The 14,529-nt window shown below is 69.2% G+C and carries 10 protein-coding genes and 1 pseudogene; 5 read left to right on the forward strand and 6 right to left on the reverse strand.

All coding sequences use genetic code 11. From position 1 onward, the window contains the following. Window positions 1–4: 4 nt before the first annotated feature. Window positions 5–1,726 carry a malto-oligosyltrehalose trehalohydrolase gene (treZ, locus tag ACFCV3_RS08085; RefSeq protein WP_376027415.1) on the forward strand — a complete coding sequence of 574 codons (1,722 nt, stop codon included), beginning with the start codon at window positions 5–7 and terminating at the stop codon, window positions 1,724–1,726. Between the two features lie 380 nt (window positions 1,727–2,106). Here treZ and ACFCV3_RS08090 read toward each other — a convergent pair whose 3' ends face one another. From ACFCV3_RS08090 to ACFCV3_RS08115, 6 genes are all read right to left on the reverse strand, one after another. Beyond that, complete coding sequence (locus ACFCV3_RS08090) at window positions 2,107–4,239, reverse strand: DUF3488 and DUF4129 domain-containing transglutaminase family protein (RefSeq protein WP_376027417.1); 2,133 nt, start codon at window positions 4,237–4,239, stop codon at window positions 2,107–2,109. Continuing rightward, window positions 4,236–5,372: a DUF58 domain-containing protein gene (locus ACFCV3_RS08095; RefSeq protein WP_376027419.1), complete on the reverse strand. Its 1,137-nt coding sequence runs from the start codon at window positions 5,370–5,372 to the stop codon at window positions 4,236–4,238. The genes ACFCV3_RS08090 and ACFCV3_RS08095 overlap by 4 nt, the downstream gene beginning before the upstream one ends. Window positions 5,373–5,378: 6 nt before the next feature. Next, window positions 5,379–7,406, reverse strand: coding sequence for a fibronectin type III domain-containing protein (locus ACFCV3_RS08100; protein WP_376027421.1), 2,028 nt, complete (start codon window positions 7,404–7,406; stop codon window positions 5,379–5,381). A gap of 34 nt (window positions 7,407–7,440) precedes the next feature. Further along, window positions 7,441–8,403, reverse strand: coding sequence for an AAA family ATPase (locus tag ACFCV3_RS08105; protein WP_376027423.1), 963 nt, complete (start codon window positions 8,401–8,403; stop codon window positions 7,441–7,443). A 79-nt stretch (window positions 8,404–8,482) separates the two neighbouring features. Next, a complete protein-coding gene (locus ACFCV3_RS08110) occupies window positions 8,483–9,763 on the reverse strand; it encodes a sensor histidine kinase (protein WP_376027426.1) in 1,281 nt (426 codons plus the stop codon). Continuing rightward, window positions 9,760–10,425 (reverse strand): response regulator transcription factor, encoded by a 666-nt coding sequence (locus ACFCV3_RS08115; protein ID WP_376027428.1) that lies wholly within the window; start codon window positions 10,423–10,425, stop codon window positions 9,760–9,762. Before ACFCV3_RS08115 ends, ACFCV3_RS08110 begins: the two co-directional genes overlap by 4 nt. A gap of 61 nt (window positions 10,426–10,486) precedes the next feature. On the opposite strand from ACFCV3_RS08115, the gene ACFCV3_RS08120 reads away from it, so the two are divergent. The 4 genes and pseudogenes from ACFCV3_RS08120 to ACFCV3_RS08135 form a co-directional block, all read left to right on the forward strand. Beyond that, window positions 10,487–12,076, forward strand: coding sequence for a BTAD domain-containing putative transcriptional regulator (locus tag ACFCV3_RS08120; RefSeq protein ID WP_376027430.1), 1,590 nt, complete (start codon window positions 10,487–10,489; stop codon window positions 12,074–12,076). Continuing rightward, window positions 12,073–13,338 (forward strand): hypothetical protein, encoded by a 1,266-nt coding sequence (locus ACFCV3_RS08125; RefSeq protein WP_376027433.1) that lies wholly within the window; start codon window positions 12,073–12,075, stop codon window positions 13,336–13,338. The genes ACFCV3_RS08120 and ACFCV3_RS08125 overlap by 4 nt, the downstream gene beginning before the upstream one ends. Window positions 13,339–13,495: 157 nt before the next feature. After that, on the forward strand, window positions 13,496–14,143 hold the full coding sequence (locus ACFCV3_RS08130) for a LuxR C-terminal-related transcriptional regulator (RefSeq protein WP_376027436.1): 648 nt from the start codon (window positions 13,496–13,498) through the stop codon (window positions 14,141–14,143). Continuing rightward, window positions 14,143–14,529, forward strand: a pseudogene (locus ACFCV3_RS08135) (hypothetical protein); the annotation flags it as partial. The gene ACFCV3_RS08130 and the pseudogene ACFCV3_RS08135, both read left to right, overlap by 1 nt.

Here is a 14,529-nt window from a genome sequence, read left to right on the forward strand (position 1 = left end):
GCACTTGCACACCTTCAGTGTCTGGGCGCCGTCCGCGTCGTCCGTCGATCTGGTGCTGCGCGACGGCGTGCTGCCGATGCACCCGGGTACTGACGGGTGGTGGGCGCGTGAGGTGGTCGAAGCGCACCATGGCACGGACTACGCGTTCACGATCGACGGCAGTGAGCCGCTGCCGGATCCGCGCAGTCCTTGGCAGCCTGACGGTGTCCACGGGTTCAGTCGCGTCTTCGACGTGGATCGGTTCCGCTGGACCGATGGTGAGTGGACCGGGCGTGATGTGCGCGGGGCGGTCTTCTACGAGCTGCACATCGGCACGTTCACTCCCGAAGGCACACTGGCTGCGGCTGCGGATCACCTGGACTACCTGGTGCTGCTTGGGGTTGAGGTCGTGTCCCTCATGCCGGTGGCTGCGTTCCCTGGTCGCCACGGCTGGGGGTATGACGGTGTCGATCTGTACGCCGTCCACGAACCGTACGGCGGTCCGGAAGCCCTGCAGGCGTTCGTGAATCGGTGTCATGAGGTCGGACTGGCTGTCTGCCTCGACGTGGTCTACAACCACCTCGGGCCGAGCGGAAACTATCTGGGCTCGTTCGGCCCGTACTTCACCGATCGCCACACCACTCCGTGGGGACCGGCGGTCAACCTGGACGACACCGGTAGCACCGAAGTACGCCGGTTCATCTGCGACAACGCGCTCCGGTGGTTCCGTTCGTTCCACATCGACGCTCTGCGGCTGGACGCCGTACATGCATTACTCGATGAGAGTCCGACCCACCTGCTGGCGCAGCTGTCGACCGAAACCGCCAGTCTGGCTGAAGAGCTCGGCCGTCCGCTCGGGCTGGTCGCCGAGTCCGACCTGAACGACCCGCGGATGGTGGAGCCGGTCGCTGCGGGTGGGCGGGGAATGACTGCGCAGTGGAACGACGATTTCCACCATGCGCTGCACACGCTCCTGACTGGTGAGAGCGCTGGGTACTACGAGGACTTCGCCGAGCCCGGGGTGTTTGCAAAGGTGCTGACCCAGGTGTTCCTGCACGACGGGGGTTTCTCGACGTTCCGCGGGAAGGACTGGGGTCGCCCGGTCGATCCGGCGACGCATCGTGGTGGCCAGTTCCTTGTGTATACATCCGACCACGATCAGATCGGCAACCGGGCGCTTGGTGATCGACCGGCGCTGACGCCCGGGCAGTACGCGATCGGGGCCGCGCTGGTGATCACTTCGCCGTACACGCCGATGTTGTTCATGGGTGAGGAGTGGGGTGCGTCCACGCCGTGGCGCTACTTCACCGACCACGACGAGCCGACCCTGGCCGAGGCCGTCCGAACCGGCCGCCGGCAGGAGTTCGCCGCCTTCGGCTGGGATGCCTCGGAGATCCCGGATCCGCAGGATCCCGCGACCTGGCGCAGCTCGGTCCTGAACTGGTCCGAGGTCGACGAGTCCCCGCATCGCGAGCTCCTCGCCTGGTACCGCGACCTGCTGGCATTGCGGGCCCGGTCGCCGGAGCTGAAGGACGACAGCCTTGGTTCGGTAGGCGTCACCGAAGGCCCGGGGTGGTTGGTGGTGACCCGCGGCGATCTGCGCGTGGTGGTGAATCTGGCCGCGTCCGAGGCCGTGGTGCCGGTCGCCGGAGCGTCGTACCTGGTGCTGGCCTTCGGGGAACCGGAGCTGCTCGGCGACGCCGTTCGCTTGCCAGGACATACGGTCGCGGTCGTCCTGGTCCGCTGAATCTCTCGCATTTGCTGCCGAAACGCACAGAAGACGGCGTTCGAGTTTGTTCTTCGGTGTCGATTTGCGGAATCGCTTGTATCCGGGGTTCTGGTAACGGAGTGTGGAATTCGCCAGCAGCGGGAGAGCAGGGCGACGGGAGGACACAGATGACAGTCGGAGGCGTCGACACTTACTACGATTACGACGAAAAACAGTGGAAGAGCCGGAGGCTTGGTGGCGGACCGGTGCCGCGCGGACCGGTGTGCCCGGCTCCACGGACCAGTGATGCGAAGGCGGCTCAGCACGATCGCCGGCCTGCCTCGCACGACAAAACCAAACGCAGCTGAACAACAACTCCTGAGGGTGGCACGGCCCGCCAGACCTGGTCACCCACAAAGCTATTTCTGTCGCGGCCCTGGGATCAGGGTGCGTAGTTCGAGTGCGGCCTGGAAGCGATCCAGCCAGGGCCGGGAGCGTAGCGCCCGGCGGACGGCGTGGACACCGGTCCAGGCCTGCCCGGCCACGTCCGGCGTGGTCGGGCCGCCGGACCAGAGCGCGTGATCGACGGCCTGCGCGACGCTGGCGAGTCCGGGGCCGGTGTCCGGTAGATCGCGGGCTGCGTGGGCGAGGTCTCGCACGGTCATACCGGAGGTCACCGGGATGCCGTGCGCCCGGATGCGGTCCCGGGCTTCGGCCCAGGCGCCGACTACCGCTGCGCTGCCCGCGCGTCGGCGACGCCGCTGTGCCCGCAACTGCTTGAGCAGCGGTACGCCGGCCAGCCAGAGCAGCAGCAACGCCGCCGAGACCGCGAAGATCGGGGTCAGCGGGAGGTGGATGCCACCGGAGTTCGCATCATCCGCCTCGTCGCCGGACGGAGGCTGTGTCTCGGGGTCCTGGATCTGCTCGATATCCGGCACGGACTTGCGTGCCTGGTCGGTGATCGAGGCGGCCGCGCCGGTCGGGTTGGTGCTGTTTCCGGTCTGCGCACCGACGGCCGGGTCGAGCGGCCACCAGCCAACGCCTGCGACGGCGACCTCGGGCCAGGCGTACGCGTCCTTGTTGGTGACCGTGTACCAGCCGGCCGCATCGGGCTTGGCGGGTGCACGGAAGCCGACCACGAGTCGCGCGGGAATCGAGTTCTGCCGGGCCAGAGCGACGTACGCGGCGGCGAACTGTTCGCTGCTGCCGACGTTCTTGGTCTTGCCCAGGAACTCCTTCAGTTGCGGCCAGCTGTAGCCGGTCGGCGGTGAGCCGGCCGTGCTCGCCAGCTTGTAGTTCGTGCGGAAGTACTTCTCCAGGGCGATCGCGGTCTCCATCGTGGCCCGCTTCCCGCCCAACGGATTGAGGTCGGCGATCTCAGGTGGGACGGGACCCATGTCGTTCAGTCCACCGGGCGCGGTGCTGTCGACACCGGCGGTGCGCAGGTAGTCCGCATCGATCTTCGGCTCGGCCCAGGCGAGGTTGTAGTAGTCGGGCTGCTCCGGTACGACCAGCGTGCTGCCGATCGGCTCCACCTGCGGATCGGCGGCGTTGCCGATGGTCTCCGGCGACAACTGCCCGGGCAGCCAGGGGCCGTCCAACGCATCGTCGGGCCGGATCAGCGCGCGCCGCGTCGTCGTGTCCACCCGTACCTCGGGACCGGGAGCGAGCTGGGAACCCATCCGCAGCAGCGGGTGGTCGGCCGTCCAGTTGACGCCGTCGAAGCTGTCGAGAGCAACGAGCCGCCAGCGATCGACCGGCGCGGACGTCTGGTACTTGAACACGACCTTGTCCCGGGCCTGCGGGCTCAGCCGGCCGGCCAGTTCGTCCAGCGGACTCGTCTGGCGGCTCGCCGGAGCCGTCGCCGTCTGCACCCGCTGGAGCGAGTACGGCGTTCGCCCGTGCGGATCGATCGTGCTCACGACGAGTCCGCAGATGATCGCGGCGAGCGTGACGACCGCGGTCGTGGCCCACGGGGTGAGCCTGCGGTACTCGAAGTGGTCGGGGATCAGGACTGCGATCACAAGCAGCCCGAAACCGACGGCGATCAGGACGGCGGTGAGGCCTTCGGCAGCGACGTACAGCTGGCTCACGCCGAGGACGCCGAGCGCGGGCAGCAGGGCGACCAGCGGTGGGGCGCGGTCCAGCAGCTCGACCGTCAGGACGCAGGCCACCAAAGCGAGCAGGGGAACGAAGATCAGCAGATCGGGTTCGGGGCGGGCCGGCCAGGTCGACTCGAGCGTCAGTCGCCACGCGGTCAGCCCATGACCGAGGGCGCGGACCGACGAGAGGGTGGGTAGACCGGCCAGAGTGGTTGCCTGGAGCACCGTTTCGATGATCGCCAGTAGTCCGGCGCCGACCACCAGCAACGGTCGCCAGCTGAGCAACCCGGGTCGACGCCGACACACCTCCGCCACGATCGCCGCGAGCAAGCAGACGAGGCCAACCGGCAGCCAGAGGTGCCGCACCCCGAAGACGGGCGCAAAGCAAAGCCCACCAAGCAGAATCCCGCTCAGCGCCGCGACCGTGCGACGAGTATTCGCGGGGCTCATCGGAGGACCCCCGTCCACTGGGTCAGTGCTTCGCGGGCGGTTGAGGCGAGGACTACTTGGGCTCCGAGGATGGGAGCGACTCCTTGCACGGGGCCGAGGCCGATGGCGGTGACCGATGAATAGCGGGTCAGCAGCGGGGCGAGGTCGGCGGCGGAACCGCGGGCGCCGGTGACGACCACGATCGCGCCGCCCGCCGACGTACCGGTGGTGAGCACGGCCGGTACCAGGGCGGACCGGTCGTCGCGCTGCTGCACGATGCACAGCTCGTCGAGGAACATCCGCGACGCCACCGCGCCACCCGGGGCGGCGAAGTCGGCGCCGGCGGTGGTGACGAACCGGCAGCGGTGCCCGGCAGTGGAGGCCGCGAACAGGATCGACGCGGCCACCTCGACAGCCTCCTCGAAAGTGGCTTCAGGCAACGGTTCGGTCCGGGTGTCCAGCAGCACGGTCAGCCGCGGCTGGTCCGGGTCGGCGTAGTCGCGGACCATCAGCTGCCCGGTCCGCGCGGTCGCCTTCCAGTGCAGATGCCGGACCTCGTCGCCAACCACATAAGGCCGGACGTCGCGCAGGTCGGCCGAACCCCGGAGCGAGTCGTCCGCCGTACGGCCGACATGGTGGTGCCGGGGACGCCCGGCGACCACGGTCTTGGTCGGGTGCCGGCGCGGGTGCACCCACAGGGTCCCGACTTCACCGGTCGCCTTGCTGTTGCGGGTCAGGCCGAGCGGGTCCCGCCGTTCGAGGGTCAGCGGGCCGACATCGATGCGGCCGCGGCGCGAGGTCGGAAGCTCATACCGGTACGTCGCCTCGATCCCAGGACCGAGCTGGCGAACCCGAACCTCCTTCCAGGCAGCGCCTGCGGAGTCCCGCGCCGAGAACGATGCCTGCCGCCGAGTGCCCTCGTTGCGCACCCGCAGCGTCGCGAGCGCCGGCCGGCCGCGTTCGACCCGATCCGGCGACAACACCCGGTGCACGGTCACCTGCGGCTGCCGCAGCGTCAGTACGACGGCGGCCAGCAACGCGCCGAGCCCGATCCCGGCCAGCGCCCGGAAGAGCGCGTACCCGGCCAGCTCGCCCAGCGCATACAGCGCGATCGAGCTCAGCAGTACGGCGATTCCACGCCCAGTAAGTCTCATCTCCGCCTACCAGGTCACACGGTTGGATTCGTAGTCGCCGACCGTCACCCAGACGGTGCCACCGCGGTCGTCGTTGTAGAACTTGTTGACGGTCAGGCTGCCGTTCGGTCCGACCTTCAGGCTGTCGCTGTGCAGGATGCCGTAGTTCGACGTGTGGCCGACGAACGTGTAGGTGGCGTTGGGCATCAAGCCGGTGGCGGTGATGTGGATGTAGTAGCAGTAACTGGGGTTGTCACACTGGTTGGCGTCACCCGTGTACAAGGGACCCTTCCGGATGCGGATCGAGGGTTCCACACCTTGGTTCGTCGTCGCCGACACGGTCGCCGCGGCGCCGATGAGTGTCTTCCCGTTGGAGCCCCGGGTGAACGTGCGGACCTGGAACGTGTACCTGGTCGCGTCCTTCAGTCCGGTGGACGTGTAGCGAGCCGACGTGGTCGTGTTGGGCGCGCTGTCGTTCACCCGGAAGACGCTGTAGCGCAGGAACGTGCCGCCGTTCAGGTTCGGCCGCTTCCAGGTCAGCGTCACCCGGCCGTTGCCGGCGACCGCGCGCAAGGAGAGCGGCGCGGCGGCCGGTGTCGCAACCAAAGGTGGCGGCGGCTTGGGTGACGGCGGCTTGGGTTGCTGAGTTCTCGGCGGTTCGACCGGTCGACGAGGCGGTTCGGTACGACGAGGCGGTTCGGTACGACGAGGGGGTTCGGTACGACGTGGTGGGTCGACCCGGCGTGGTGGTGTGGTGGTGGTCTTGTCGCCACCGGGATCGATCGTGCGTCGCGGCGGGAGGATCGGATCCGGCACCGGCGGCTTGCTCGTGGTCGATGGCGGTGGAGTGGTCGAGGGCTTGATCGGTACCGTCGGGGTTTTCGTCGGCCCCGAGGCCGGGACCGGTTCGGAGACCGAGCCGTCCCGGTCCACCACGAGAGCCTGCTCGCCGCCGACAGTGTCGACGTACAGGCGCTGGTCCGCACCACGGACGAGCAGCGGCCGATCGCCCTTCGCCGGCTGGACCGTGCCGGACGGAGCCGGGATCGGCCGGCTGTCCTTCTGGTTGCCGTTGGCATCCAAGGTGATGAGCTTGCTGCCGGACTCGTCGACCAGCGCGAGGTTGCGGCCGGAGGAGGCGATCTGGGTGAACCGGCCGGGTGGCAAGGGCTTCTCGACCGTGGCCGATCCGGCGGTCGGTACGCCGGTGATCGCGGCGGTGTCGACCAGGTGCAGCCGGGACTGGCCCGGTTCGACGATCGCGATCCGGCCGTCGACGTCGTTCGGTGCGACGATCGACTGCGCTGACAACGTCACGCCGGGAATCGTCAACGGGCGGCCGAGCCCGGACGCGGAGACCGTGCGTACCTGGCTGGCGGTGGTATCGACGAACACGACCTGGTCGCGGACCACGGCCAGCGAGCCGATGTTGCCGTGTTTCAGCTGGGCCGGGCAGGTCAGGCGACCGGCCTGGGCCGGCAACTGGCACAGCTCACCGCTGAGCAGGCGCTGCACCCACAGCGTCCCGTCCGGTGTCACGACCGGCTGGCCGAGCGCGTTGTTGTTGCTCAAGGTCAAGGAGGTCGGGCCGAGACGGACGATGGAGCCGGCCGCGCGATAGACGGCGTACGCGACACCGCCGGCGTTGAGACCGACAGGTACTTCGTCCGACGGGGAGGCCTCGGGCGCGTCGACTCGCAGTGTCGACTTCTCGAAGCGGGTGATGCTGCCGCGGGCCAGGACGTAGCCCTGGGTGTCGGTCTGCACGGCTTGGGTGCCGGGTGCGAGCCCCGGGACTGCGACTGAGCCGTCCGCGCGCTTGCTGCCGCCGTCGATGTGGAAGACCGCGCCGATGGTGCTGTTGTAGATCAGGTGCCCGGACTGGAGGAACTTCTGGCCGGACGAATCCGCACCGGCCGTGGTCACGGCCAAGGTGGTGGCCACGACGCAGAGCGCGACGACGCCGGCGAGCGTGGCCCGCGAACGCCACTGCGGAGCGTTCTCTTTCACCGCCGAGCCTCGGCGGACGATCGCTTTCAGCTGGTCGAACTGCATTGCCGGCCTCCTCCCCGTTGCTCGCCCGCAGGTGTCAGCCTGCGTTGACACCCGCCGTCGGCGCCGGCGTCGCGGCGAGGACCTCATCGACCACGGAAGCAGGCGGCCGCTGGCTCAGCTCGGCATCCGGGGTCAGGACCAGGCGATGCGCGAGGACCGGCTGCGCGACCTGCTTGACGTCGTCCGGGGTCGTGAACGCGCGCCCGTCCGTCGCCGCGTACGCCCGGGCCGCGCGGACCAGGGCGATGCTTCCGCGCGGACTGGCGCCGTACCGGACCGCGGTGTGTTCACGGGTGGCGGCCGCCAGCTTGACGGCGTACGAGCTGATCGCGGGGTCGACATGGACCGAGCGGACGGCGGCGATCGCGTTCCGCAGGGCCGGTACGTCGATCACCGGGCTGAGTGAGTCCGGCCCGATCCGGCCGGTGTCGCCGAGCACGATCCGGACCTCGGCGTCGTGATCGGGGTAGCCGATCTCGATCCGCATCAGGAACCGGTCCAGCTGCGCTTCGGGCAGCCGGTACGTGCCTTCCATCTCGATCGGGTTCTGGGTCCCGATGACCAGGAACGGATCCGGGACCGCGCGCGTGTTCGAGTCGACGGTGACCCGGCGCTCGGCCATCACCTCGAGCAGCGCGGACTGCGTCTTCGGCGTACCGCGGTTGATCTCGTCGGCGACCACCACGTTGGCGAAGATGCCACCCGGATGGAACTCGAACGTCTCGTTGCCCTGGTGGTAGACCATGACACCGGTGATGTCACCCGGGAGCAGGTCCGGGGTGAACTGGATCCGGTTCCAGGTCGCGTCGATGCTGCGGGCGATACACCGGGCCAGCGTGGTCTTGCCCAGCCCCGGCACGTCCTCGATCAGCAGGTGGCCCTCGGCGAACAGCGCCGTCAGGGCCAGCCGGATCACCTCCGGCTTCCCGTGGATCACCTTGCCCAGGTTGTCGGCCACCAGCCGGTACGCCTCACCCGGAGGAATTGTCGAACTCATGATGGATCTCCCCTCAGCATCTCGCCGAGAGTAGCCGTTTCAGGTCCAACCCCTGTCCAGGAAAGGTCCAGATGTCCGGTTACTGCCGTTCTGTCGGCAACTGGAACTCGAAGATCGCGCCGCCTTCGTCGCCGTTGTAGACCTTCAGATCGCCGCCGTGCGACAGCGCGACCCAGCGCACGATCGACAACCCGAGCCCGCTCGAACCGCCACCACTGTTGAAGCGCTCGAACAGATCCTCACCGACCTCCGGATCGATCCCGGGACCCTGATCGGCCACGGTGATCCGGCCGTCGGCGACCGTGACGGTGATGATCGCCTCGGCGGCTCCGGGGAGCCGTCCGTGCCGCAACGCGTTGTCGAGAAGGTTGCCGACGGCCCGTTGCAGGAGGGTCGGATCGGCGCGCACCATGCTCGGCGCTGTCACCAGGGAGATCCGCGCGCCTTCGGTGGGGAAGTCCTCGACGACGCCGGCCACGAGCTGGTCGAGCCAGACCGGTTGTACGGCGAGCTGTTCCACGCCTGCCGCGAGCCGGGCGCGGACAAGCAGACCGTCGATGATGTCACCCATGCGACCGGCCAGGCGGACTGTGCGCGGGAGGAGTTCGGCGCGCTGACCAGGATCCCGTACGGCGGTCTCCGCGAGTGCACGTAGTGCCGCGACCGGGGTGCGGAGGTCGTGGGCAGTCTCGGCCAGCAACGTCTCCTGCTGTTCGAGAGCAGCCATCGCCGGACGAATCGCCCGCCCCGACAACCAGTAGCTAGCCGCCGCAGCAGCACCAATCAACCCAGCACACAAAGCCAGAACCAGCCACACCAGTTGCTGATGTGCGTCCACCTCCTTCTGGGTATCCACCCAAGCCAGGACCGCACCGCCGATCTGGTTGGTCTCGGGGAACCGGAACGGCTCGGCCTTGATCCGGACCGGGTGGCCGTTCTGCGCCACCAGGTCGGTCAGGATGACGCGTCCGTTGCCGGTGGTCGCCTGGACCGCCAGTTGGTTGAGCATGGCCTCGTCCACGGCTGTGCAGCCCGGCTTGCTGTAGAGCGGGTCGAAGGCCTCCGAGGCGTCGCCGGTGAGAATCGCGAACTGCGGACACTGCCGGTACAGGGGATCCGCGATCACTCCGGCGAAGTTGATCGGGCTGGTGTTGCTGCCGCCCGCTCCAGCGCTCGCCAAGCGGAGGACGGGAGCGGTCACCGTGCCGACCGCGTAGTCCGCCGCGGCGACGTCGCGTTGGGCGTCCTGGCGGATGACGACCGGGGCCAGGATGAGGAGGCCTACGGTGTTGGCGACGGTGAAGACTGCGGTGAGCCACCAGCGGAGGCGGCGGAGGCGGTCGGCGGCGGGGCCTTTCATGGCTTGATCAGGCGGTAGCCGCGGCCGCGGACGGCCTGGATGAGGTCCGGACCACCGCGCAGGCGGGCGCGGAGCCGGGTGATGGTGACGTCGACGACGTTCGACATCGGGTCGGCGGCGGCGTCCCAGCAGTGTTCGATCAGGTCGGTCCGGGAGACGGTCTGCTCGGGCCGGCTCATCAGGAACTCCAGCACGGAGAACTCCTTCGCTCGCAGGGTGACCAGGACGCCGGCCCGGCGGACCTCGCGGCGGCCGGTGTCGAGCTCGACGTCGGCGTACCGCAGGATCGGCGGCCGGATGGTCGGGCCGCGCCGGCTCAGGCTGAGCACCCGGACGATCAGCTCCTCGACCGCGAACGGTTTGACCAGGTAGTCGTCGCCGCCGTGCTCGAACCCGTCGACCCGGTCGGCCAACTGGTCCATCGCGGTCAGGAACAGTACCGGGACCGCCCAGCCGTCTTGCCGGCGGCTGCGAACGTACCCGATCGAGTCGCCGTCGGGCAGCATCCGGTCGAAGACCACGCAGTCGTAGGCGTTCACGAACAGCGCCTCGTCGGCGTCGGCGATCGTGCCGGCCAGGTCGACCGCCAGCGCTGCGGAGCGGAGCGCGGCCGGTACCGCGACCTGCAGCTCCGGGTCGTCCTCGACCACCAATACCCGCACAGGGACCCCTCACCGATTCTGTGTCATCGAAATGTCATCGTCACCCCGGATCGTATGTGTCATGAACGGTCACTCAGCGCACTCACCGGCCCTGTCACCGGCCTTCCGCGTGCTGGGCCCGCTGGAGGTGGACGGCCCGGACGGCACGCAGATCGACGTCGGCGGGGGTAAACCCGCCACCGTGCTGGCCCTGCTCCTGCTGCACCGCAACGCCTGGGTCAGCACCGAGCAGCTCATCGATGCCGTCTGGTCCGGCCGGGACGTGCCCGCCTCCGCGCAGAACAACCTGAAGACCTACGTCTGGCAGCTCCGCCGGGCGCTCCCGGACGACCGGATCGAGAGCCGCCCGGGTGCGTACCGGGTCCGCGTCCTGTCCGGCGAGCTCGACGCCGACGCCGCGTCCGCCCTCGGCGACGAGGCTCGCGGGCTGCTCGCTCGCGGATCCGCCGCCGAAGCGGTGACCGTCGTACGGCGGGCGCTCGATCTCTGGCGCGGTTGCCCGTACGACGGACTCACCGACGACGCGGCCTCAGCCGTCGACCGGCTCACCGAACTGCACCGGACACTCCGCGAGGACCTGGCCGACGCGCATCTCGCACTCGGCCGGCCGTCTGAGGCGATCGCCGTACTGCGGGTGCTCACCGAGGAGGAGCCGCTGCGCGAGCTGGCCTGGGCCCGGCTGATGGCTGCGTACCGCCTGGTGGGACGCCGGCACGACGCGCTGGCGGCGTACCAGCGAGCCCGTACGGCGCTGGTCCGCGATCTCGGGATCGAGCCGGGTGCCGAGCTGACCGCGCTGCACCTGGAGATCCTGAGCGAGGACACCCGCCGACCGGTTGTCGCGCCGGTCAGCTCGAACCTGCCGCCGCGCGTCGCTGGATTCGTCGGCCGTGAGCCGGAGCTGGAGTCGCTGCGCGGCGCGACCGGGGTCGTCACGATCGACGGGATGCCGGGGATCGGCAAGACGGCCTTCGCGCTCGAGGCGGCCGCGCTGTCCGGGCACGAGACCCAGCAGTACGTCGACGTCCGCGGCGCGAGCGTGGTTGCGCCGACCGGTGGGCTGCTGATTCTGGACAACGTCGATCACGCCGATCAGGTGCGATCGCTGCTGCCGAACGACCCGGCTGCTCTGGTGCTGGTGATCAGCCGGAAGCGATTGGCTGGACTCGATCGCAGCGGCGCGATCACGCTGGATCTGCTGGCTCCGGGCGAAGCCGCGGAGCTGACGGACAACGCGCAGATCCTGGCGGCCGCCAGTGGGCACCCAGGTGCGATCCGGCACCTGATCGAGCGGATCCGCAACCGGCAGCCGTGGACGGTGAGCCGGATGACCGCTCAGCTCGAGGACCCGACCGGTCGCTGCCACGCGCTGGCTGACCTGCTCAATCGGTTCGACGGATTGGTGGAGCCGACGGTGCAGCAGCTGTACCGGCGGATCAGCTCGGGCTGGTTCGACGTCGGTCAGGCTTCGCGCCTGGCGGGTGTGCGACCGGAAGAGGCTGAGGCGATGATCGACCAGCTGATGGATCTGAACCTGGTCGCCGAACCGGCGCCGGGTCGGTTCGAGCTGCTGCCGATCGCCCGCGACCACGCCTATCGGTTGCTGCAGGCAACTGAAACGCGCCGCGTGAAGGCGGAGCTGGTCGCATGAGGTCCCAGGCCACGGCGGCCGCACCGGCCGCCGATCGTCAAGCCACCGCCACGCCTGCTGCTGCTCGGGTTCCGCAGGCCACGGCAGTCGGGGTTCCGCTGGCCCGACCGTCGGTGAAGGTGCCGTCGGCCGCGGTCCCCACGGTTGCTCCGGCACCGGGGCCGGTGGCGCGCTCGGCGATCGTCGTACAGCCTCCTGTTCCTGAGTTGGTGGCTGACTCGGTCGAGCGGCCGGATCGGGCGATTCGGGTCGGGCAGATCGTGTGCTGGCAGCTTGCGCTGGTGATGGTCGCCGCCGCGACGACAGGCTCGCGGACGGTGTTGATTCTGACGTCCGTGGCTGCGCTGTTGTTGGTGCTGCTCACGGCGGTCCGACTTCGCGGGCAGTGGCTGTATCGGTGGATCGGCATCTTGCTGCTGTTCGTGTTGCGGCGGCGCCGGATCGACCTCGGCGACAGCACCGCGATCAACCTGGCCAGTGCGCTGCTCGGCCGGACGACGACCGATGTGGTGACCGTGCGGGAACAGCCGTACGGCGTACTCAGTCGGTCGGCCGGGGTCAGCGTCGCGCTGCGGCTCGGGCCGGATGCGCAGTACCGGTTGCTGCCGCAGCTCGCCTCGCTCGCCGAGGCGGCTGACGAGCAGCCGGTCGGTGTCGGGTTGCAACTGATCCTGCACGCCGGTCTCAAGCAGAACCAGAAGCCGCGGACCTGGATCGCCGTCGCCGCCGAGCGGACGCCGGATATCGCCACCGACGAGCAGTTGCGTCAGGTTGTCGCCAACACCGTTCGCCGGTTGGTACGGCGGTTCGACCGGGAGCAGGTCGAGTACCTGGCCCTGGACGAGTCCGACGTACTCGCCTCGATCGGTGCCCTTGCCCACGCCAACGCGGGCCGCGGTCAGCTCCAGGAACGCTGGTCGACCTGGGCCTGCGGACCCGTCCATCAATTAACCATCCGGTTGGTTGGATCCGCCTCGCTGCCTGCGGCGAGACTCGAGGCCCTGGTCGGCAGCCTGCTCGGTACCGGAACCGGCGCCGCGCAGACCATCGCCGTCACCGTCACCGCGGCCGCCGGCAACACCACCTCCGCCCGTCACGACGTCGTCCTCCGGTTGGCCGCGGCACATCCCGCCACGCTCGACTCGGCGACCTCGATCCTGATCACCCTGGCCCGCTCCTTCGGAGTCGAGCCCGAACGCCTGAACGGCCGGCACGCGTCCGGTGTCGCTAGCACGCTTCCTCTGGGGGTAGAGATCTCATGACTGTGCACTTTGCCACGCTCCGCGCGGCGGGTTATGGGGCCTTGATTCCCGTCCTTCCCTCGTCGCTCCAGTCGCTTCGCTCCCTACGCTCCTCAGTCCAGGCCGGGGGCCCCATAACCGGGTTTCGTCCACTCGTCAGTTCAGACCGGGAGACCTCATGACTGTCACCCTCATTAACCGGCCCACTGGGTTCCATCACGTCCCCGCTCAGGGTGCCATTGCCGAACTGCTGGCCGGCGCCAAGGACGAGGTCATTGCCCTGAGCAACCTCACTCCCGCCGGGCCGGCGTTCGGGCCGCGGGATGTCAAGCACGGCGTGCGCTACCGGGCGATCTACCCTGACAGCGCGCGGATGACGCCGAACCTGTGCCGTCATCTCGGGGCGATGTCGATGGCCGGTGCGGCTGTCCGCACGATGCCGCTGGTGCCGATGAACGCACTCGTGATCGACGGCCAGGTCGCCGTACTGCCGGCTGATTCGGCCAACGGGAGTGTCGCCGTACTGCGGTTGTCCAGCGTGGTCCTTACGGTGCTCGAACTGTTCGAGCGGGTCTGGCCGGACGCCGTACCGCTGGCTGCCGACGACCTTCCGGACGACACCGACCTGTCGATGCGTGAGCGCGAGATGCTGCGGCTGCTCGGGCTCGGTGCCACCGATGAGGCGGCTGCGGCGCAGCTGGGGATCTCGGTGCGGACGGTACGGCGGATGGTCGCGCAGATCATGCATCGGCTGGGTGCGCGCAGCCGGTTCCAGGCGGGTGTGAAGGCGGCCGACCGTGGCTGGCTGCTGGATCGGGCGAGTTGATGTCGCGCATCCTGACCGTCGCGGCCGATCGTCCGGGCGCCTACCCGACGATCGGCGCGGCCCTGCTCGACGCCCCGGACGGTGCCGCGGTCGTCATCGCGGCCGGCACGTACGCCGAGACGATGGAACTGAACGGACGCTCGATCACCCTGCGCGCCGAAGCCGGTGCCGAGGTGGTGATCGACGGGTCGGGGGCGGACTGGCCGACGATCCGGGCGGTCGACGGTTCGCTGGCACTGCACGATCTAGTCGTGCGCGCCGCCGGAAATAATACGGGTTGGGGCCCCCGGACGCCGCGCAACCCGGGGGGGGGGACCCTAAGTGGTGGTTGCCCGCCCGCCGGGGGTGGGGAAGCAGGAAGATTTAAAAAAAATAAGCAGCCGCCC

The organism is Kribbella sp. NPDC056345, assembly GCF_042262745.1.
Lineage (GTDB): Bacteria > Actinomycetota > Actinomycetes > Propionibacteriales > Kribbellaceae > Kribbella.